This window comes from Streptococcus caecimuris (assembly GCF_943193075.1).
GTDB classification, from domain to species: domain Bacteria; phylum Bacillota; class Bacilli; order Lactobacillales; family Streptococcaceae; genus Streptococcus; species Streptococcus caecimuris.
This window is the reverse complement of record NZ_CALPCT010000001.1, coordinates 139,533-159,089: the sequence shown is the minus strand read 5'-3', so window position 1 is coordinate 159,089 and position 19,557 is coordinate 139,533. Positions and strand designations below refer to the sequence as shown.

Sequence of the window (19,557 nt, the reverse complement as noted above, 5' to 3'; positions counted from 1 at the left end):
GGAGAAGAATAGATGATTCCAGTAGTTATTGAACAAACCAGTCGTGGAGAACGTTCTTACGATATTTATTCCCGTCTGTTGAAAGATCGAATTATCATGGTAACAGGACCAGTTGAGGACCAAATGGCTAACTCCATTATCGCTCAATTGCTCTTCTTGGATGCCCAAGATAATACAAAAGATATCTATATGTATATCAATACACCAGGAGGCTCTGTCTCTGCAGGTCTTGCCATCGTAGATACCATGAACTTTATCAAGTCAGATGTCCAAACTATTGTCATGGGGATGGCCGCTTCTATGGGAACTATCATCGCTTCAAGCGGTGCGAAGGGCAAACGCTTCATGTTGCCAAACGCTGAGTATATGATTCACCAACCAATGGGTGGTACTGGTGGTGGTACCCAACAAACCGATATGGCGATTGCAGCAGAACACTTGCTCAAAACACGGAATAACTTGGAAAAAATCCTTGCGGAAAATTCAGGTCAATCCATTGAAAAAGTGCATGCTGATGCGGAGCGAGATAATTGGATGAGTGCACAAGAAACGCTTGAATATGGCTTTATTGATGAAATCATGGCCAATAATAAATTGGACTAAACCATCCTATGGGAAGGTCCGTCAAGAGGCTGGGACAAAAGTCCTAGCCTCTCAATTATTTTTGGATTGTCGAGCAAAACGCAGTGGTTGAGTGGGCTCTACTACGCTGATTTCATCAGCTTTTACAGCCCTACTCAACTGTGCGGAGGTGGGACGACGAAATCGAATTCTAACGAATGACCGATTTCTGTCCCACTCTCTTTTTTTGCTCTCATAAAAGAGTAGTTCTTTTTCTTGAAATTTGATATACTAGTAACAGAACGAGAAAGGGATTGACCATGTTTGAGAAACAAGAAAGAACAGGCTTAATTGTTAAATTGTATTACAATCGAGATGGGAAAAAATTACAATCTGTCGGAGATGTCTTGTACCATTCTAAGAAATGCCGTTATGTCCAATTGTATGTGGACAGTGACAAGGCCGATCAAGTCATGGAAGACTTAAAGAAAGAACGTTATGTCAAAAAGGTCTTGCCTTGCCATCTCAAAGATTTAGATACAGATTTTGTGGGGAGTTTGCAACGATTGGAGGCCCCATCTGTGGTCACAGAAGGTTAGAAAACGCAATCATTTGATGGATTGCGTTTTTTTTATTGACAATTGTCAGATAATTCGGTATATTCTTAATGTATTTATTTTAAGATTCATTTAAGGAGATCATTACAAATGAAGAAAAAATTTGCTCTTTCATTTTTAACCATTGCAAGTGTCGCTCTTCTTGCTGCTTGTGGTGAAGTTTCTACTTCAGGTTCAAACACAACTGGTAACGAAATCGGCAAGGAACTAAAAGTCGGTTTTAACTTTGAAAAAACTGGTGAAGTAGCAGCCTACGGTAGTGCTGAACAAAAAGGTGCTCAATTGGCCGTTGATGAAATCAACGCTAAGGGTGGAGCTGACGGTAAGAAGATCGTTGTCACAGATAAAGATAACAAATCTGAAACAGCTGAAGCAGCTACAGTCACTACAAACCTTGTCACTCAATCAAAAGTGAACGCTCTTGTAGGACCTGCAACTTCAGGGGCTACTGCAGCAGCGGTTGCCAATGCTGGTAAAGCAGGTGTACCATTGGTAACACCATCAGCTACTCAAGATGATTTGACAAAAGGTCAAGATTACCTCTTCCGTGCAACCTTCATCGATAGCTTCCAAGGAAAAATCATTGCTAAGTACACAACTGATAACTTGAAAGCGAAGAAAGTCGTTCTTTACTACGATAACTCATCTGACTATGCTAAAGGGATTGCTGAAGCCTTCAAGAAATCTTACAAAGGTGAAATCGTAGCAACAGAAACATTCCAATCTAAGGATACAGACTTCCAAGCTGCCCTTACAAAAATCAAAGATAAAGACTTCGATGCGATTGTTCTTCCAGGTTACTACACAGAAACTGGTAAGATCGTAAACCAAGCGCGTGGTATGGGAATCAAACAACCAATCGTTGGTGGAGATGGATTTAGCGATGCTAAATTCGTTGAACAAGCAACACCTGCTGCAGCTACAGACATCTACTACGTAGCTGGATTCTCTACTGAAGGTGAAATGACTGATAAAGCCAAGAAATTCGTAGAAGCATACAAAGCGAAATACAATGAAGAACCTTCAATGTTCGCAGCTTTGGCTTATGATTCAGTTTACATGGTTGCCGAAGCATCTAAAGGTGCTAAGAACTCTGTCGAATTGAAAGATAACCTTGCGAAGTTGAAAGACTTGGAAGGTGTGACTGGTACAATGTCAATTGACAAGAACCACAACCCGGTTAAATCAGCTCTTATGATTGGCTTGAAAGATGGTAAAGTCAAATCTGTTGAGTCTGTTAAACCATAATTATCATTTGTTGTTTGTACAAGAGGCTGGGAGAATGAAAATTCCTGGCCTCGCTCTTTATTGTTAGAAAGGATGGTTCAAATGCTCCAGCAATTAGTGAACGGTCTAATCTTGGGAAGTGTCTATGCACTCTTGGCCCTTGGTTATACCATGGTGTATGGAATTATCAAATTGATCAACTTTGCCCATGGGGATATCTACATGGTAGGTGCCTTTATGGGATATTTCTTATTGAACTCGTGGAAAGTGAACTTCTTTGTAGCCTTGCTCCTAGCCATGGTTGGGACAGCTATTTTAGGGGTTGTAATTGAATACCTGGCTTATCGTCCGCTTCGTCATTCGACTCGGATTGCAGCCTTGATCACAGCCATCGGGGTTTCCTTCTTGCTTGAATATGGGATGGTCTTCTTCGTAGGGGCCAATACCCGTTCCTTCCCGCAAGTGATTAAAACAGTTCGTTACAACTTCGGTCCTATTTCAATCTCCAATATTCAGTTGATGATCTTGGGAGTGTCTGTTTTCTTGATGGTCGCTCTTCAATTTATTATTCAAAAGACAAAGATGGGGAAAGCCATGCGGGCTGTATCTGTCGATAGTGATGCTGCTCAATTGATGGGGATTAACGTAAACCGTACGATCAGCTTTACCTTTGCTTTGGGATCAGCCTTGGCAGGTGCTGGTGGTGTCTTGATTGGTTTGTATTACAACTCGATCGAGCCTTTGATGGGGATGACACCAGGGATCAAAGCCTTTGTCGCAGCGGTTCTTGGAGGAATCGGAATCATTCCAGGTGCTGCCCTAGGTGGATTTGTTATCGGTTTGTTGGAAACCTTCGCTACAGCGATCGGTCTTTCAGACTTCCGTGATGCCATTGTGTATGCCATCTTGATTGTAATCTTGCTCATCCGTCCAGCAGGTATCCTCGGTAAAAATGTGAAAGAGAAGGTGTAAGCCATGAAACAAAATTTAAAAGTGAATTTAGTCTGGCTTGGTCTTTTGGTCGCAGGTTTTGCCTTGATCCAAGTCTTGGTTGCAGCGGGTGTGCTCAACCTCTTCTATATCCAAATTTTAGAACAAATCGGAATTAATATTATCCTTGCAGTTGGCTTGAACCTCATCGTTGGTTTCTCAGGTCAATTCTCACTCGGCCATGCCGGATTTATGGCGATTGGTGCCTACTCTGCAGCTATTCTCGGTTCCAAATCACCAACCTATGGGGCTTTCTTTGGCGCGATGGTTTTAGGTGCTTTGATTGCTGGTGTCGTTGCCTTGATCGTTGGGGTTCCAACCCTTCGTTTGAAAGGGGACTACCTCGCGATTGCGACACTTGGGGTTTCTGAAATCATCCGGATCTTGATCGTTAATGGTGGTACTCTCACCAATGGGGCTGCTGGGATCCTTGGTTTGCCAGCCTTTACAACTTGGCAATTGGTTTACCTCTTTGTTGTGATTACAACGATCTTTACGATTAACTTCTTACGCAGTCCAATTGGACGCTCTACCCTTTCTGTTCGTGAAGACGAAATCGCGGCAGAATCTGTTGGGATCAATACGACCAAGGTCAAAGTCATCGCCTTTGTATTTGGTGCGATCACAGCGGCGATTGCTGGATCTCTCCAAGCCGGATTTATCGGCTCTGTTGTTCCGAAAGATTACTCTTTCACCAATACCATTAATGTCTTGATCATTGTCGTGTTTGGTGGTTTAGGATCAATGTCAGGAACAGTTGTAGCAGCCATCGTCTTAGGTATCTTGAACATGGTGCTTCAAGACTTCTCAAGTGTCCGTATGATCATTTACTCATTGGCTTTGATTCTCGTGATGATCTTCCGTCCAGGTGGTCTTCTTGGAACATGGGAATTCAGCTTGAAAAAACTACTCTCAAAAAAGGAGGCTAACTAATGGCACTTCTTGAAGTAAAAAATTTAACAAAAAACTTTGGTGGTTTGACAGCCGTTGGGGATGTGACCATGGAACTTAATGAAGGGGAATTGGTTGGTTTGATCGGACCCAACGGTGCCGGGAAAACAACCCTCTTCAACCTCCTAACAGGGGTATATGAACCAAGTGAAGGGACCATTACCTTAGATGGTCAGTTGCTAAATGGTAAAGCACCCTATAAAATCGCTGCAGGTGGTCTGGGACGTACTTTCCAAAATATTCGTCTCTTTAAAGATTTGAGCGTTTTGGACAATGTCTTGATTGCCTTTGCTAATCACCATAAACCACATGTCTTTGCGAGTCTTTTCCGCTTGCCAAGCTATTACAAGAATGAAGAAGCTTTGAAAGCGAAAGCTCTTGAATTGTTAGCGATTTTTGGTTTGGAAAAAGAAGCAGATACCTTGGCCAAAAACTTAGCTTACGGACAACAACGTCACTTGGAGATCGTTCGTGCCCTTGCTACAGAGCCAAAAATCCTCTTCTTGGATGAACCTGCTGCAGGGATGAACCCTCAAGAAACAGCAGAATTGACCCAATTGATCCGTCGCATTCAAAAAGAATTCAATATTACGATCATGTTGATCGAGCACGATATGAGCTTGGTCATGGAAGTAACAGAACGGATTTATGTATTGGAATATGGTCGCTTGATTGCCCATGGTACGCCAGATGAAATCAAGACCAACAAACGCGTAATCGAAGCCTATCTAGGAGGTGAAGCCTAATGTCTATGTTAAAAGTTGAAAATCTTTCTGTACACTATGGCATGATCCAGGCTGTCCGTGATGTCAGTTTCGAGGTAAACGAAGGGGAAGTTGTTTCTCTTATCGGTGCTAACGGTGCTGGGAAAACATCTATTCTTCGTACCATTTCAGGTTTGGTGCGTCCAAGTGCTGGGAAAATCGAATTTTTGGGTCAGGAGATTCAAAAGGTTCCGGCTCAAAAGATTGTAGCAGCAGGACTCTCTCAAGTTCCAGAAGGCCGCCACGTCTTTCCAGGTTTGACCGTTATGGAAAACTTGGAGATGGGAGCTTTCTTGAAAAAAGATCGAGAAGAAAATCAAGCTAACTTGAAGAAAGTCTTTTCTCGTTTCCCACGTTTGGAAGAACGGAAGAACCAAGATGCAGCAACCCTATCTGGTGGGGAACAACAAATGCTTGCAATGGGTCGTGCACTTATGTCAACGCCAAAACTCTTGCTTCTGGATGAACCTTCTATGGGATTGGCCCCAATCTTTATCCAAGAAATTTTTGATATCATCCAAGATATCCAAAAACAAGGGACAACTGTTCTCTTGATCGAGCAAAATGCCAACAAGGCTCTTGCCATCGCAGACCGCGGTTATGTTTTGGAAACAGGGAAAGTCGTTCTTACTGGAACAGGAAAAGAACTCTTAGCCTCAGAAGAAGTCCGCAAGGCCTACCTTGGTGGATAAGATTTCTAAAGTTTTTTGAAAGGAAAAGTTAGCTAAACCTTTCTTCGGATTGATGACAAAGATAATTTAGAAACTTTCCTTAGGTGAGTGCGGACGTCAGCGAACTTCTACGAAGTTCCATGACTTAGTTTTGAAACTAAGGTTTCAAAACTCCCGAGTGCTAGAAACAATAATGTTTCTAGCACTTTTCTCACGGCGGAAAGTTTCAATATACTCCCAAATGATTCAAAAAAAAAAGCATAATTTCTATTATGAAGAAACATTAATCTCATTTTATAGGAAAAACAGTTTGAATATGTTCGAAAGAAAGGTCCTGAAGACCTTTCTTTTTTCATCTCTCTTGTTTGATTTTTCTAAATTTTGAAAACAAGAGAAAACTGCTGAAAGCGTTTGAAATCATTCTTGAAATCAAGTATAATAAAACTAATAAAAGCATAGGAGAACTTGTTATGGCTGTTAAAGATTTTATGACACGTAAAGTGGTTTACATTAGTCCAGATACTACAATTGCCCACGCGGCAGATTTGATGCGCGAACAAGGTTTGCACCGTTTGCCAGTCATTGAAAATGATAAATTGGTTGGTTTGGTGACAGAAGGTACGATTGCAGAAGCAAGTCCATCTAAAGCAACAAGCTTGTCTATTTTCGAGATGAACTATCTGTTGAACAAGACCAAGGTCAAAGATGTCATGCTTCGCGATGTCATTAACGTCTCTAAATTTGCGAGCTTAGAAGATGCGACCTACCTCATGTATAAGAACAAGGTGGGAATTCTTCCAGTCGTGGACAATGACCAAGTATCCGGTGTCATCACAGACCGTGATATTTTCCGTGCTTTCCTTGAAGTATCCGGTTATGGAGAAGAAGGAGTTCGTGTTCGCTTTGTGACAGAAGATAAGGTTGGCGTTCTAGAACAAATCATTCACTTGATTGTAGAAGAAGGGTATAACATCGCCAATACAGTCAATATCCCAACAAAAGACGATCGTGTGGTTATCGAAGTCCAAATTGATGGGGTGACAGATCTAGAAGGAATCCGTAGTAAATTTGAAGCCAACGGTTTGAAAGTTGATGAAATCACTCGAACAACCGCAAAAGCAATTTAATAGAAAAATCAGGCTGGATGACAATGTAGCCTGATTTTTGTATAAGGTAACCTAATAAATTCTATAAAAATAATTATGATTTTATTAATCATGACGTGTATTCTAAGATTTTCCGCCGTGAGAAAAGAGCATGAAACATACTTGTTTCATGCTCTCGGAATTTTTGAGACATTAGGCTCAAAAATTAGTCATGGAACTTTGTGAAAGTTCGCTGACGTCCGTACTCACCTAAGGAAAATCGTAAATAGAAAAAAAGCTAGATGAAAATCTAGCCTTATTTCTATTAACGATTAATGGGTTGTTTTTCTTTATCTAAAGTAAAGCCTTCGCCGAGAATTTCATGGGCTTCAGAAATGGTGATAAAGGCGAATGGATCAATCTGATTAATGATGTCTTTCATTTGTTTCATCTCATTCCGTGAAACGACACAGTAGACGATATCCAGGTCCTTACGGCTGTAATAGCCCATCCCGCGGATAAAGGTAATCCCGCGACCCAGATCGTCAGAAACCTTTTTGGCAATTTCTTCTGGTTTGGATGTAACGATAAGGAAGCCTTTTCCAGCAAAACCACCTTCTCCAATCAAGTCGATCACAAGGGTGTCAATCAGGATAAAGAAGAGGGTATACATAGCGGTACGGACATCTTGGAAGACAATGACCACAGTTGTCAGAACAATGGCATCTACAATCAACATGAGCTTTCCCATACTGAGGGAAGTGTATTTGTTAAAGATGCGAGCGAGGATATCGGTTCCTCCAGTGGTTCCTCCAGCATTGAAGATGATCCCTAGCCCCAAACCAAGCACAACCCCTGAGGCGATACAGGCAAGCAGAATATCTCCTTTAAAGGCTGTAAAGATAAAGTGATGGTAGTGGTGGCTGAGAGGCATAGCTTCAAAAATTGCCATCCATGCCGAAACCGAGAAAGTCCCAAGTAAGCTCAGATAAAGAGATTTCTTGCCCAGCAGTTTCCAAGCCAGAACGAAAAGAGGGATATTGATCAGCAAGTTCATCAGGGATACGGGGACTTTTAAGAGGTAATAGGTGATCAAGGTAATCCCTGTCGCTCCTCCTTCATAGAAGTGAAAGGGAATGACCAAAAAATAGATCCCAAATGAAAAAATGCCGGCCCCCAAGATGATAGCCAGAATATCTTTAAATTTAAACATGATAGGTTGTCTCCTAAAACTTTATAAGAACATTGTAACAAAAAAGTGAAAAAATGAAAATGACTTTGAAAAATTTTCTCTCCTAAAATACAAGATTTTTACCCTTATTTTTGGTAAAATAAAAAGTAGAAAACTAGAAAGAGGATACTATGGTAAACGGTACATTAATTTCATTTGAAGGTCCAGAAGGAGCGGGGAAATCATCGGTCCTAGAAGCCGTTTTGCCTCTACTTGAAGAAAAAGGAATTCCTTTTATTACAACCCGTGAACCAGGCGGTGTAGACATTGCAGAAAAGATCCGCCAAGTCATTTTAGATCCAGACCATACTAGTATGGATGCCAAGACCGAGTTGTTGCTCTATATTGCTAGTCGCCGGCAGCATTTGGTAGAACGCGTCTTGCCAGCCCTTGCAGCTGGGAAAATCGTCTTGATGGACCGCTTTATTGATAGCTCGGTCGCTTATCAAGGGTATGGTCGCGGTCTGAGTGTGGAAGATATCGAGTGGCTCAATCAATTCGCGACAGATGGTCTTAAACCAGATCTCACCCTTTACTTTGATCTGGATGTCGAAGAAGGGCTCGCTCGAATTGCGAAAAACCAAGAGCGGGAAGTCAATCGTTTGGATTTGGAAGGATTGGAGCTTCACCAAAAAGTCAGACAAGGTTATTTGGCCTTGTATGAAAAGGAACCAGAGCGCATTGTGAAAATCGATGCCAGTCAATCCTTTGAAGCAGTTTTTGCGGATGTCTTGGCTGTTTTAGAAAATCGCTTGGGGATATTGAAATGAAGCTAGAAGAGATCCAACAGCTTCAGCCAGAATTGGTGGAGCGTTTCACCCAGATCTTAGAACACAAACAGCTCAGTCATGCTTATCTCTTTACGGGTTCTTTTGCCAGTTTTGAGATGGCCCTCTTGCTAGCTCAAAGTCAATTTTGCGAAGATTTGCAGGGAGTCTGGCCTTGTGGCAAATGCCGTTCCTGCCGCTTGATTGCTGAAGAAGAATTCTCAGACGTGAAAATCGTGCGTCCAGTCAACCAGATCATTAAGACGGACCGCATTCGTTCGCTGGTTCAAGACTTTTCTCAATCAGGATTTGAAGGAAGTCGGCAGGTCTTTATCGTCCAAGATGCGGATAAGATGCATACCAATGCGGCCAACTCTCTCTTAAAAGTCATGGAAGAGCCCCAGAGTGAGATTTATCTCTTCTTGTTGACATCCGATGAAAACTTGATCTTACCGACCATCAAGAGTCGGGCCCAGCAGGTCCATTTTCCTAAAAAGCAAGCCTACCTAACCGAACTGCTAGAAAAAGAAGGCTTGATCAAATCGCAGGCAAGTCTAGTAGCTCGTTTTAGTTTTAGTCTTGAAGAGGCAGAGCAGCAAAAAAAGAATGCTACGTTTTTTGAACTAGCAAAAGTTTGTGATCAGTTTATCGAACGTTGTCAATCCAATTTGAATCGCGCCTATTTGGAAGTGACCCGCTTAGTGAGTCTAGCAGATGATAAGGAAAAACAAAGCCAGGCCTTTCGTTTGATGGAGTTGGCTTTAGAAGAGCAGTTGCGTTTGAGTAGATCCCAGCAGTTGCTTGAGAAATTGAGTCTTGCTCGCAGGATGTGGAAGGCAAATGTTTCTTTTCAAAATGCTCTAGAATATATGGTTTTGAGCTTAGAAAGTTAAGGAGTCAGAATGAATAAAAAAGAATTATTTGATGCTTTAGACGGCTTTTCTCAGAATTTGTTGGTCACCTTGGCTGAAGTCGAAGCCATCAAGAAAAATTTGAAACAAGTCATCGAAGAAAATACAGCTCTTCGCTTAGAAAATGATAAATTGAGAGAGCGGTTGGGGGAAGTTGAGAAGACTTCATCCACAAAGTCCCAACACCATGGTCGTGAAAATTTGCAACGTATATACAACGACGGCTTTCATATCTGCACTTATTCCTATGGTCAACGCCGTGAGAACGATGAAGAGTGTATGTTTTGTGACGAGTTGTTATTTAGGGAGTAAGCATGCAGATCCAACGAAGTTTTAAAGGGGAAAAGAAAACAGGGGTGCTTTACCTGGTTCCAACACCGATCGGTAACCGTGAGGATATGAGTTACCGCATGGTCCAGACCTTAAAGGATGTGGACTTGATCGCAGCTGAGGATACTAGAAATACAGGCCTCTTGCTCAAGCATTTTGAGATTACGACACCCCAGACCAGCTTTCATGAGCACAATGCCATGGAGAAAATTCCAGATCTAATCGCCCATTTAGAATCCGGAAAGGATGTGGCGCAAGTCTCAGATGCAGGACTCCCTAGTATCTCTGACCCCGGTCATGATTTAGTCAAGGCAGCGATTGAACGAGAGATTCCTGTCGTAGCTGTTCCTGGTCCTAGTGCGGGGATTACGGGTTTGATTGCCAGTGGCCTAGCCCCTCAACCTCATATTTTTTATGGATTTCTGCCTCGCAAAGAGGGGCAACAGAAGGCTTTTTTCCAAGAAAAAGTGGCCTATCCTGAGACCCAGATCTTTTATGAGTCTCCCCATCGAGTGAAGGCAACCCTAGAGAATATGTTGGCTGTCTATGGGGATCGTCCTGTCGTATTGGTTCGTGAATTAACCAAGATCTACGAGGAATATACTCGCGGCAGTATTTCTGAGTTAGTCGCATTTCTTGAAGAAAATCCTCTCAAAGGGGAGTGCCTCTTGATCGTCGAAGGAGCCAAGGAAGAAGAACTAGACCTAGAAGAGGTCGACTTGATCCAAGAGATCGACACCTTGGTCCAAGAGGGCATGAAGAAGAATCAAGCAATTAAACAGGTCGCCAAACAATACGGCCTGCAAAAGAGTGAGCTCTATGCTCGTTACCATCAAGACTAGGAAAGGTTGGAAGCAGGATGGAAATTAGAATGGCTTATCCCAACGAGATTAAGCGAATTATGGAAATCATCCAAGATGCCAAGGAAAGCCTGGCTCAAAGACAGGTCGACCAGTGGCAGGATGGCTATCCAGATGAAGAGATCATTTTTGAAGATATTCTAGAAAGTCGTGGCTATGTGGCCGTTGAAGATCAGGAAGTTGTCGCCTATGCGGCCGTCCACAAGGGAAATGAAGCGGCCTATAATGAGATTTATGATGGCAAGTGGGAGCATGACAATTATATGTATGTCACTTTTCACCGTGTCGCTGTAGCCAAAGAAGCTGCTGGGAAAGGGGTGGCTCAGACCTTCCTTCAAGGTTTAATCGAAGGAGAAAAAGGGCCAGATTTCCGTTGCGATACCCACCCGGATAATCTGGTCATGCAACATTTGCTTGAAAAATTGGGCTACCATTATTGTGGAAAGGTCCCTATTGATGGAGTCCGTCTGGCTTATCAAAAGATCAAACGAAAAGCAGAAACTAGTCTATTCCAAGTGGTCTCAGAAGAGGACCGCTGGGACCAAAGAGCAGAAGCAGCCTACAATGACTCTCTATCTTAAACAATTTTATGAAAGCCCTATGGGGCTTCTTTCGATCATTGTCAGTGAAGAAGGCCTTGTAGAGCTTGATTTTTATGATCCGAAAGAGGATGCTCCTGATCCCTATGGGGCGCTGGAACAGATCCATCCCTACCATGATAAGGTAAAGGAGTGGTTGGATCACTATTTTGCTGGGGAGCCAATCGCTATCAGCTTTCCACTAGCACCGCAAGGGACAGCCTTTCAAGAGCGGGTGTGGCAGTTATTGCGAGAGATCCCATATGGTGAGACCAAGACCTATGGCCAACTTGCCCAGGATCTTTCTTGTGGTTCAGCCCAGGCCGTGGGACAGGCTGTCGGACGCAATCCCTTGACGATCTTAGTCCCTTGTCACCGTGTGATGGGAAAAGATGGACAACTGACGGGCTACGCGTCTGGACTCGATCGCAAACGCTGGCTCTTACAACACGAAGGAATTACCTGGAAGGAGAAGTGAAATCGATGTATACCTTTATTGAATATCCAAAATGTTCGACTTGTCGAAAGGCTAAATCAGAATTGGACGGTCTCCAATGTGAGTTCCAAAGCCAAAACATTGTCACAGAAACACCGACTAGCAAAGAATTGCAAGACTGGATGGCAGCATCTGGCCTACCGATCAAGTCTTTCTTCAATACTAGCGGAATGAAATACCGTGAACTCGGTTTGAAAGATAAGGTGGATCAACTGACAGTGAAAGAAGCGGCGGATCTCCTTGCTTCAGACGGTATGCTGATCAAGCGGCCTTTGCTTGTCAAAGACGGAAAAGTTGTTCAAGTGGGCTACCGAAAACCATACGCAGAATTAGGTTTGTAAAAGAAAAGGGAGTTGGGTTTTCTTCAGATATATAATAAAAGTATGCCAGAAGCTTTCCTTAGGTGAGTACGGACGTCAGCGAACTTCAAAGAAGTTCCATGACTTAGTTTTGAGCCTAAGGTCTCAAAACTCCCGAGTGCTAGAAACAATAATGTTTCTAGCACTTTTCTCACGGCGGAAAGTTTCGGTATATTCTTTATGAGATTCATAAGTTAGAACTTATTTTGATTTCTTGACAAAATCGCGTAACCTATCTTACTTATAATTTATTTATATATATTCTAAAGGGAGTTGGGCTCCCTTTTCATTTTGCAGTGAAGATGATATAATCATACGAGTGAAATCAATGAAAGAGAGTCAAGCATGAGTATTTTAGAAGTGAAAAATTTGAGTCACGGTTTTGGGGACCGGGCGATTTTTGAGGATGTGTCCTTCCGTTTGTTAAAGGGAGAGCATATCGGTCTTGTCGGGGCCAATGGTGAGGGGAAATCGACCTTCATGAGCATCGTGACGGGTAAAATGCAACCAGACGAAGGAAAGGTTGAGTGGTCTAAGTACGTGACAGCAGGTTATCTGGACCAGCATTCGGTCTTAGAAGAAGGACAAACGGTTCGCGATGTCTTACGGACCGCTTTTGATGAGTTGTTCACAGCTGAAGCTCGCATCAATGACCTCTATATGGCCATGGCGGAAGAGGGAGCCGATGTCGATGCTTTGATGGAAGAGGTTGGGGAACTTCAAGAGCGTCTAGAAAGTCGTGATTTTTATACCTTGGATGCCAAGATTGATGAAGTGGCGCGTGCTCTTGGGGTCATGGACTTTGGCATGGATACGGATGTGACCTCCTTGTCAGGTGGGCAACGGACCAAGGTCCTTTTGGCTAAATTGCTCCTTGAAAAACCAGATATCCTTCTCTTGGACGAGCCGACCAACTACTTGGATGCAGAGCACATCGATTGGCTCAAACGCTATTTGCAGAATTATGAAAATGCCTTTGTCCTCATTTCCCACGACATTCCTTTCTTGAATGATGTGATCAATATCGTCTACCATGTGGAAAATCAGCAGTTAACCCGCTATTCAGGAGACTACTACCAATTCCTTGAAGTCTATGAAATGAAGAAATCGCAATTGGAAGCGGCTTATGAGCGCCAGCAAAAAGAGATTGCTGATTTGAAAGATTTCGTAGCCCGCAATAAGGCGCGTGTGGCGACACGGAATATGGCCATGTCTCGTCAGAAGAAGCTGGACAAGATGGAACTCATTGAGTTGCAAAGTGAGAAACCGAAACCCTCCTTTGAATTTAAGAATGCCCGGACTCCTGGACGCTTTATCTTCCAGGCCAAGGATCTTCAGATTGGCTATGACCGTCCTTTAACCAAGCCTTTGAACCTAACCTTTGAACGCAATCAAAAGGTGGCCATCATCGGGGCCAACGGGATCGGGAAAACCACTCTCTTGAAGAGCTTGTTAGGAATTATCCCACCGATCGCTGGTGAAGTCGAGCGTGGAGATTACCTAGAGCTTGGCTATTTCGAGCAAGAGGTCGAAGGGGGCAATCGCCAGACACCGCTTGAAGCAGTCTGGAATGCCTTTCCGGCTCTCAACCAAGCAGAAGTTCGTGCCGCACTTGCCCGCTGTGGCTTGACGACCAAACATATCGAGAGCCAAATCCAGGTGCTATCCGGTGGAGAACAAGCCAAGGTACGCTTCTGTCTCTTGATGAATCGTGAAAACAATGTCTTGGTACTAGATGAACCTACCAACCACTTGGATGTGGATGCCAAAGAAGAATTGAAACGGGCTCTGAAAGAGTACAAGGGATCGATCCTCATGGTTTGCCACGAGCCAGACTTCTATGAAGGCTGGATGGACCAAATCTGGGACTTTAATGAATTGACTTAAAGACAAAAAGAGAAACTTGTCTCGCTTTTTAGAATGAAGAAATTTTGTTGTTTACATAAGGCGGCACAAGTAATTCAAAAAATCTAAATGATTCTATTTTTAAATTTAGTCAAGTAATGACCGAAACATTCCGCAGTGAGAAAAGTGCCTGAAACAGATTTGTTTCAGGCACACGGAATTATTGAGACCTTAGGCTCAATAATTAGTCATGGAACTTCGCAGAAGTTCGCTGACGTCCGTACTCACCTAAGGAAAGTTTCTAAGAAAAATTTACATTTGATAGAAAAAGAGAACCGTTTGGTTCTCTTTTCATTATTTCTTGAAATTGTAGTCTTTTAAGATCTCGATTTTTTCAATCTTGATGTCTGTTTTTGGTTTGTCCTTATCATCAGTTTCGGCAGAGGCGATTTTATCCACCACATCCATGCCATCGATCACTTGACCAAAGACAGTGTAGTTACCACCATCGAGGGTTGGATTTCCACCATTTTTATAAGCATCGATGATCTTAGCTGGGAAGCGGTCAGTTGGGAGTTTACTTGAAATATCATCCTTATTTTGGTTGATATAGAATTGACTACCATTGGTATTTGGACCAGAATTGGCCATGGCAAGGGCTCCACGAAGGTTGTAAAGGTATGGAGAATACTCATTCTCAAAACCAGTACCTGAATCTTTGGATTTGTCTTTGCCCTTCCAGATAGATTCGCCACCCGTACCGTCTCCTTTAGGATCCCCAGTTTGGATCATAAAGTTGTTAATAACACGGTGGAAAAGCAAGCCATTGTAGTAGCCTTCTTTTGCGTGGGTCAAGAAGTTTTCAACTGCAAGGGGCGCATATTTAGGGAAAAGCTTCACAGTGATATCGCCTTCAGTCGTAGTGATTTTAACCTCCGCTTCGTCTTCAGCCACATCAGTTGAGAGTTGTGGGAAGACGGCATTTTCATTGGTCATGGCATCGTTAAAATCTTTGCGCAGTTGTTCTAATTTCTTTTGTTCTTCTTCAATTTTCTTTTGATCTTTTTCACTAGAGCTAGAAGTTGCTGTCTGCTCTGTCTTTTCTTTGCTTGCGCTTGAAGAGCTAGCGTCAGTCTTATTGGACGAACAAGCTGTCAAAGCCAAGCCGGAAAATAATAGTAGTGCGATTAATTTTTTCATATTCTTCCTTTCCAACATAGTTGTCTTTCTCTATTGTACCTTAATTTTGCGATACTTTCAAATCTGGACGGGATTCTCTATTTTCTGAGGTTGTTTCAAGATTGATAACATTTGATAAATCACTAATTAAGAAGGAAGTTGCGTATAGATGGAAAATTCGGTATGATGGGAGATATGTTAATTTGTTTGAAAATGAACGAATTCCCTCAAAAACCGTATCATGAATAGGAGGCTACAAATTGGATTATAAAACTCTACGCAAAAACTATAGACTCTATATTAGATCTGCAGGCTTGTTAGCAATGCTTCTGATCTTTTGCATTGGATTAGTGGTCAGGGATACTCTTCTTCAGACTGCTGGCGTTTTATTGGTACTTGCAGGCTTGATTTTATTCATCCAATTGCTCAAGAAAAGCTATACCAACAAGTGCAACACCTTGCTCCATGTAGACTTAGATTTAGCTTTTTGGCAGCAATACCTTCAGTTGAATAAGAATGTGAAAAAGCCCATTTTACAGATAGATATGAAGCTAACATCGGTCGCCTATTCTTTTATGATGGGAGATTTCGATGCTGTCATCAAGGAAGCTAGAGAAGCACTCAGTCAGACGGCACTACCGCAGAAATATAAGAACTTTTTTGAAAGTTATCTTATTCGTTCGATCGTCCTGACAGATCCTGATTTGTCTAGAGAAGAGCTAGAGGCTCAGTTAAATGGATTGACCATTACAGCCCCTACACTGGCTGAGAAAACAAAAGAGGTCTGTCTCGCTCTTTATGATTTAACCATTGCGCACCAAAGCAATGATTATTTTGAAGACTTAAGCAATGACTTCAAGTACCAGCAGTTGGAAATCATCTACTACCAAGCCTTGAATGCTGCTCTCAAAGGAGATAAGCATAGAGCAAACGATCTCTTTCACAAGTTAGTCTCAGAAGATGAGTCGCTCTATATCGTTCGAAAGGCTAAACGATACTTGAAGGATGAAGGCAATCATCTGTAAATTCTACAATCGAAATAGAGATTAAATGAAAGAACCTGAGAAAACACAAGGAGTTATTGAAAAATGAATAAGAATTTTAACGAGATGTCGTTTGATGAATTGAAATGTTACCGTAGAGAAGTTCTTTGGAGATCTTTGGGCTTATTACTGGTCATTATTTTAGTGATTACGGGAATGGTATTTATGGATGTGAACCATGTTTCTCCGTCCAATCAGAATCGTTTTCGGGGTATTGGTTTGACAACGGTCATTGCGCTCTTTGGCTACTTGAAGCCTCTGATGGCAGCAAATCGCGTGATGCGAGACCATCCGGATTGGGTCAAGAAATCAGGTTTCGGAGCAAAAATTCCCTTGCCGATGGCTTGGCATGTCAAAAGACTTTGCGTCCTTGGAGCGAGTCTACTGGTGATTGGAGTAGGATTTGTCTCGTCATACAAACCACAAGTTCCGCAGACAAATCTACAAGATCAAGTCGATATCATTCAATTGGATCATGACTTGGAAAGAGAGCAAAAATTCGACCAAGTTCTAGATACCATCACTCCAGATGATAAAAAATCTAAATAAGATCCATTTTGGAATTTGAACGTCATTGAATATCGTTCTAAACAGCTCTAAAGAACAGTGCCCACTCGGTGCTGTTTTTGCTTTATGGCGCAAAATTGAGGAAATGATTTTACTAGAGAACTGGCTTGGAATTGTGATATAATAAAAGTTATGGCAAACAATAATCAATCAAAAAAAACACGGTCGACGAGACGACTGTCCAAAGCAGAATTAGAAAGAAAAAAAGCAATTCACCGCATGATTGTGACCATTCTGATTAGTCTGGTTTTAGTCTTTGCGGCCTTGAAATTGGGAGCAGTAGGGGTCTTGGCCTACAACTTAATCCGACTGTTTGTTGGGAGTTTGGCTTACTTGGCTATTTTAGCGACCTTTTTCTACCTTTATGCCTTTAAATGGCTGGACAAACACGAAGGGGTTATTTCAGGATTCCTAAGCTTCTTTGCTGGACTTCTCTTGATGTTTCAGGCCTTCTTTGTATCCTCCCTTCATTTAGACAATAATGGGATCAAGGTCACCTTTTCAAGAATCATGGCAGACCTGATTCATCTGCGGGTGGAGAGCTTTGCCGGTGGTGGTATGATCGGTGCCCTTCTTTATGCTCCGATTTCCTTCCTCTTTTCAAATATTGGCTCTTATTTTATTGGCCTTCTCTTTATCGGATTGGGGATCCTCTTGATGAGTCCTTACTCCATCTATGATTTGTTTGAAAAGGGTTCAGAAGCCTTCCACGCTTCTATGGAAAAACGCAAAGAACGTCGCGAGCAGAAGTTCCTTGAAAAGGAAGCGAGAGCTGCTGAGGAAGCTGCGGCAGCTGAAAGAGAGCAAGAAGAAGCAAGTGCAGTTCTTCCAACTCCCCTTTCTATGGAAGGGCATCCTGTAGACCCTGAAACGGGAGAGGTGCTGGCGGAAGAGCCGTTCACAGAGACCTTCCCAGAAGCCGAAATTTTCGCACCAGCAACACCAGAGATCTACCTGCCAGATGAAGAATGGCCTGAAGAGCCTGAAGCATACGAAGAGCTTCCGGAAGCCGAAGAATTCGAGGACGATGGAGAAGAAGTTCAAGTGGATTTCACACCTAAGGAACTCCTCCAGTACAAGCTTCCAACGATTGATCTCTTCGCACCTGACAAGCCGAAAAATCAATCCAAAGAGAAAAATATCGTTCGCCAGAACATCCGTATTTTGGAAGAGACCTTTGCAAGCTTCAATATCAAGGCGACAGTGGAGCGGGCGGAAATCGGTCCTTCTGTTACCAAATATGAAGTCAAGCCAGCTGTCGGTGTGCGTGTCAACCGCATTTCCAACCTAGCAGATGATTTGGCCTTGGCCCTAGCTGCCAAGGATGTGCGGATTGAAGCACCAATTCCAGGGAAGTCTCTGGTCGGGATTGAAGTGCCCAACTCAGAGATTGCGACGGTTTCTTTCCGTGAATTGTGGGAACAGTCCAAAACAGATCCAGCTAAACTCCTTGAGATTCCTCTTGGGAAGGCTGTAGATGGCTCAGCTCGGACCTTTGATTTGGCTCGGATGCCCCACCTCTTGGTAGCGGGGTCTACCGGATCTGGTAAGTCAGTAGCGGTCAATGGGATTATTTCGAGTATCTTGATGAAGGCTCGTCCAGACGAAGTCAAGTTTATGATGGTCGATCCAAAGATGGTGGAGCTTTCTGTTTACAATGATATTCCTCACCTCTTGATTCCAGTGGTGACCAACCCACGCAAGGCCAGTCGGGCCCTGCAGAAGGTCGTTGATGAGATGGAAAATCGCTACGAGCTCTTCTCAAAAGTGGGTGCTCGCAATATTGCTGGCTTTAATGCCAAGGTGGCTGAGTACAATGCCCAGTCTGAGATGAAGCAAGTGCCCCTTCCTTTGATCGTGGTCATTGTCGACGAGTTGGCAGACTTGATGATGGTCGCAAGTAAAGAAGTGGAAGATGCTATTATTCGCCTTGGACAAAAGGCGCGTGCAGCCGGGATCCACATGATCTTGGCGACCCAACGGCCATCGGTTGACGTTATCTCAGGTTTGATCAAGGCCAATGTGCCTTCCCGTGTCGCTTTTGCGGTATCATCTGGGACCGACTCACGGACCATCTTGGATGAAAATGGCGCAGAGAAACTGCTCGGTCGTGGGGACATGCTCTTTAAACCGATCGATGAAAATCATCCAATCCGTCTACAAGGATCCTTTATCTCAGATGACGATGTGGAGCGGATTGTCAACTTTGTCAAAGAGCAGGCAGAAGCCGATTATGATGATGCCTTTGATCCAGGCGAAGTATCGGAGTCAGACTTTGATGGAGGTATGGGTGGCTCAGATGAAGGTGATCCTCTCTTTGAAGAGGCCAAAGCGCTTGTTATCGAGACCCAAAAAGCCAGTGCTTCGATGATCCAGCGCCGCTTATCGGTTGGTTTTAACCGGGCGACTCGCCTCATGGAAGAGTTGGAAGCAGCGGGTGTGATTGGCCCGGCTGAAGGGACCAAGCCTCGAAAAGTATTGCAACAATCATAAGGATAGGGAAAAAGGGCATATGCCCCACTCCC

At 43.1% G+C, this 19,557-nt stretch carries 20 protein-coding genes and 2 pseudogenes; 20 read left to right on the top strand and 2 right to left on the bottom strand.

The features are described 5' to 3' along the window. Nucleotides 1–12: 12 nt before the first annotated feature. The 8 genes from NFR56_RS00775 (at nt 13) to NFR56_RS00740 (ending at nt 6,908) form a co-directional block, all read left to right on the top strand. Nucleotides 13–603, top strand: a complete 591-nt coding sequence (locus NFR56_RS00775; RefSeq protein WP_003008286.1) for an ATP-dependent Clp protease proteolytic subunit — start codon at nt 13–15, stop codon at nt 601–603. Nucleotides 604–881: 278 nt separating this feature from the next. After that, nucleotides 882–1,160 (top strand): DUF2129 domain-containing protein, encoded by a 279-nt coding sequence (locus NFR56_RS00770; protein WP_014713703.1) that lies wholly within the window; start codon nt 882–884, stop codon nt 1,158–1,160. 108 nt (nt 1,161–1,268) lie between these two features. Next, nucleotides 1,269–2,426, top strand: coding sequence for an ABC transporter substrate-binding protein (locus tag NFR56_RS00765; RefSeq protein ID WP_214254695.1), 1,158 nt, complete (start codon nt 1,269–1,271; stop codon nt 2,424–2,426). An 81-nt stretch (nt 2,427–2,507) separates the two neighbouring features. Next, entirely contained in the window at nt 2,508–3,377 is an 870-nt protein-coding gene (locus NFR56_RS00760) for a branched-chain amino acid ABC transporter permease (RefSeq protein ID WP_021153669.1), read from the top strand. Between the two features lie 3 nt (nt 3,378–3,380). Then, complete coding sequence (locus NFR56_RS00755) at nt 3,381–4,328, top strand: branched-chain amino acid ABC transporter permease (RefSeq protein ID WP_003008278.1); 948 nt, start codon at nt 3,381–3,383, stop codon at nt 4,326–4,328. Next, entirely contained in the window at nt 4,328–5,092 is a 765-nt protein-coding gene (locus NFR56_RS00750) for an ABC transporter ATP-binding protein (protein WP_003005595.1), read from the top strand. The genes NFR56_RS00755 and NFR56_RS00750 overlap by 1 nt, the downstream gene beginning before the upstream one ends. Continuing rightward, nucleotides 5,092–5,802, top strand: a complete 711-nt coding sequence (locus tag NFR56_RS00745) for an ABC transporter ATP-binding protein (RefSeq protein WP_003005434.1) — start codon at nt 5,092–5,094, stop codon at nt 5,800–5,802. The genes NFR56_RS00750 and NFR56_RS00745 overlap by 1 nt, the downstream gene beginning before the upstream one ends. Nucleotides 5,803–6,251: 449 nt before the next feature. After that, a complete protein-coding gene (locus NFR56_RS00740) occupies nt 6,252–6,908 on the top strand; it encodes a CBS domain-containing protein (protein ID WP_251457063.1) in 657 nt (218 codons plus the stop codon). Nucleotides 6,909–7,191: 283 nt separating this feature from the next. Here the strand turns inward: NFR56_RS00740 and NFR56_RS00735 are convergent, their stop codons facing one another. Next, nucleotides 7,192–8,079: a YitT family protein gene (locus NFR56_RS00735; RefSeq protein ID WP_070595295.1), complete on the bottom strand. Its 888-nt coding sequence runs from the start codon at nt 8,077–8,079 to the stop codon at nt 7,192–7,194. 149 nt (nt 8,080–8,228) lie between these two features. On the opposite strand from NFR56_RS00735, the gene tmk reads away from it, so the two are divergent. The 8 genes from tmk to NFR56_RS00695 all read left to right on the top strand — a co-directional run bounded on the left by tmk (nt 8,229) and on the right by NFR56_RS00695 (nt 14,285). Further along, a complete protein-coding gene (gene tmk / locus NFR56_RS00730) occupies nt 8,229–8,867 on the top strand; it encodes a dTMP kinase (protein WP_049472085.1) in 639 nt (212 codons plus the stop codon). Continuing rightward, nucleotides 8,864–9,757: a DNA polymerase III subunit delta' gene (locus tag NFR56_RS00725; RefSeq protein ID WP_049472084.1), complete on the top strand. Its 894-nt coding sequence runs from the start codon at nt 8,864–8,866 to the stop codon at nt 9,755–9,757. The genes tmk and NFR56_RS00725 overlap by 4 nt, the downstream gene beginning before the upstream one ends. A 9-nt stretch (nt 9,758–9,766) precedes the next feature. Then, a complete protein-coding gene (gene yabA, locus NFR56_RS00720; protein WP_049497826.1) occupies nt 9,767–10,087 on the top strand; it encodes a DNA replication initiation control protein YabA in 321 nt (106 codons plus the stop codon). Between the two features lie 2 nt (nt 10,088–10,089). After that, entirely contained in the window at nt 10,090–10,947 is an 858-nt protein-coding gene (gene rsmI / locus NFR56_RS00715; protein ID WP_134974130.1) for a 16S rRNA (cytidine(1402)-2'-O)-methyltransferase, read from the top strand. A 17-nt stretch (nt 10,948–10,964) separates the two neighbouring features. Then, on the top strand, nt 10,965–11,546 hold the full coding sequence (locus tag NFR56_RS00710) for a GNAT family N-acetyltransferase (RefSeq protein ID WP_031576369.1): 582 nt from the start codon (nt 10,965–10,967) through the stop codon (nt 11,544–11,546). Further along, entirely contained in the window at nt 11,530–12,021 is a 492-nt protein-coding gene (locus tag NFR56_RS00705) for a methylated-DNA--[protein]-cysteine S-methyltransferase (RefSeq protein ID WP_070665454.1), read from the top strand. The genes NFR56_RS00710 and NFR56_RS00705 overlap by 17 nt, the downstream gene beginning before the upstream one ends. A 5-nt stretch (nt 12,022–12,026) precedes the next feature. Next, complete coding sequence (locus NFR56_RS00700) at nt 12,027–12,380, top strand: arsenate reductase family protein (RefSeq protein ID WP_070665453.1); 354 nt, start codon at nt 12,027–12,029, stop codon at nt 12,378–12,380. Nucleotides 12,381–12,743: 363 nt separating this feature from the next. After that, a complete protein-coding gene (locus NFR56_RS00695; protein WP_003005197.1) occupies nt 12,744–14,285 on the top strand; it encodes an ABC-F family ATP-binding cassette domain-containing protein in 1,542 nt (513 codons plus the stop codon). Nucleotides 14,286–14,597: 312 nt separating this feature from the next. Here the strand turns inward: NFR56_RS00695 and NFR56_RS00690 are convergent, their stop codons facing one another. Beyond that, nucleotides 14,598–15,443 (bottom strand): peptidylprolyl isomerase, encoded by an 846-nt coding sequence (locus NFR56_RS00690; RefSeq protein ID WP_118095442.1) that lies wholly within the window; start codon nt 15,441–15,443, stop codon nt 14,598–14,600. Between the two features lie 239 nt (nt 15,444–15,682). Between NFR56_RS00690 and NFR56_RS00685 the strand changes: the two genes are divergently transcribed. The 4 genes and pseudogenes from NFR56_RS00685 to NFR56_RS09870 form a co-directional block, all read left to right on the top strand. After that, entirely contained in the window at nt 15,683–16,447 is a 765-nt protein-coding gene (locus NFR56_RS00685) for a hypothetical protein (protein WP_182322040.1), read from the top strand. A gap of 63 nt (nt 16,448–16,510) precedes the next feature. Then, entirely contained in the window at nt 16,511–17,014 is a 504-nt protein-coding gene (locus tag NFR56_RS00680) for a hypothetical protein (RefSeq protein ID WP_118095441.1), read from the top strand. Nucleotides 17,015–17,164: 150 nt separating this feature from the next. After that, nucleotides 17,165–17,921 (top strand): annotated as a pseudogene (locus NFR56_RS09875) (DNA translocase FtsK); the annotation flags it as partial. A gap of 149 nt (nt 17,922–18,070) precedes the next feature. Further along, nucleotides 18,071–19,525 (top strand): annotated as a pseudogene (locus NFR56_RS09870) (DNA translocase FtsK); the annotation flags it as partial. Nucleotides 19,526–19,557 lie beyond the last annotated feature (32 nt).

Coding starts and splice junctions, on each gene's coding strand:
- NFR56_RS00770 (WP_014713703.1), top strand. CDS start 882: ATGTTTGAGAAACAAGAAAGAACAGGCTTAATTGTTAAATTGTATTAC.
- yabA (WP_049497826.1), top strand. CDS start 9,767: ATGAATAAAAAAGAATTATTTGATGCTTTAGACGGCTTTTCTCAGAAT.
- NFR56_RS00755 (WP_003008278.1), top strand. CDS start 3,381: ATGAAACAAAATTTAAAAGTGAATTTAGTCTGGCTTGGTCTTTTGGTC.
- NFR56_RS00735 (WP_070595295.1), bottom strand. CDS start 8,079: ATGTTTAAATTTAAAGATATTCTGGCTATCATCTTGGGGGCCGGCATT.
- NFR56_RS00765 (WP_214254695.1), top strand. CDS start 1,269: ATGAAGAAAAAATTTGCTCTTTCATTTTTAACCATTGCAAGTGTCGCT.
- NFR56_RS00745 (WP_003005434.1), top strand. CDS start 5,092: ATGTCTATGTTAAAAGTTGAAAATCTTTCTGTACACTATGGCATGATC.
- NFR56_RS00740 (WP_251457063.1), top strand. CDS start 6,252: ATGGCTGTTAAAGATTTTATGACACGTAAAGTGGTTTACATTAGTCCA.
- NFR56_RS00710 (WP_031576369.1), top strand. CDS start 10,965: ATGGAAATTAGAATGGCTTATCCCAACGAGATTAAGCGAATTATGGAA.
- rsmI (WP_134974130.1), top strand. CDS start 10,090: ATGCAGATCCAACGAAGTTTTAAAGGGGAAAAGAAAACAGGGGTGCTT.
- tmk (WP_049472085.1), top strand. CDS start 8,229: ATGGTAAACGGTACATTAATTTCATTTGAAGGTCCAGAAGGAGCGGGG.
- NFR56_RS00775 (WP_003008286.1), top strand. CDS start 13: ATGATTCCAGTAGTTATTGAACAAACCAGTCGTGGAGAACGTTCTTAC.
- NFR56_RS00750 (WP_003005595.1), top strand. CDS start 4,328: ATGGCACTTCTTGAAGTAAAAAATTTAACAAAAAACTTTGGTGGTTTG.
- NFR56_RS00725 (WP_049472084.1), top strand. CDS start 8,864: ATGAAGCTAGAAGAGATCCAACAGCTTCAGCCAGAATTGGTGGAGCGT.
- NFR56_RS00695 (WP_003005197.1), top strand. CDS start 12,744: ATGAGTATTTTAGAAGTGAAAAATTTGAGTCACGGTTTTGGGGACCGG.
- NFR56_RS00760 (WP_021153669.1), top strand. CDS start 2,508: ATGCTCCAGCAATTAGTGAACGGTCTAATCTTGGGAAGTGTCTATGCA.
- NFR56_RS00700 (WP_070665453.1), top strand. CDS start 12,027: ATGTATACCTTTATTGAATATCCAAAATGTTCGACTTGTCGAAAGGCT.
- NFR56_RS00690 (WP_118095442.1), bottom strand. CDS start 15,443: ATGAAAAAATTAATCGCACTACTATTATTTTCCGGCTTGGCTTTGACA.
- NFR56_RS00680 (WP_118095441.1), top strand. CDS start 16,511: ATGAATAAGAATTTTAACGAGATGTCGTTTGATGAATTGAAATGTTAC.
- NFR56_RS00705 (WP_070665454.1), top strand. CDS start 11,530: ATGACTCTCTATCTTAAACAATTTTATGAAAGCCCTATGGGGCTTCTT.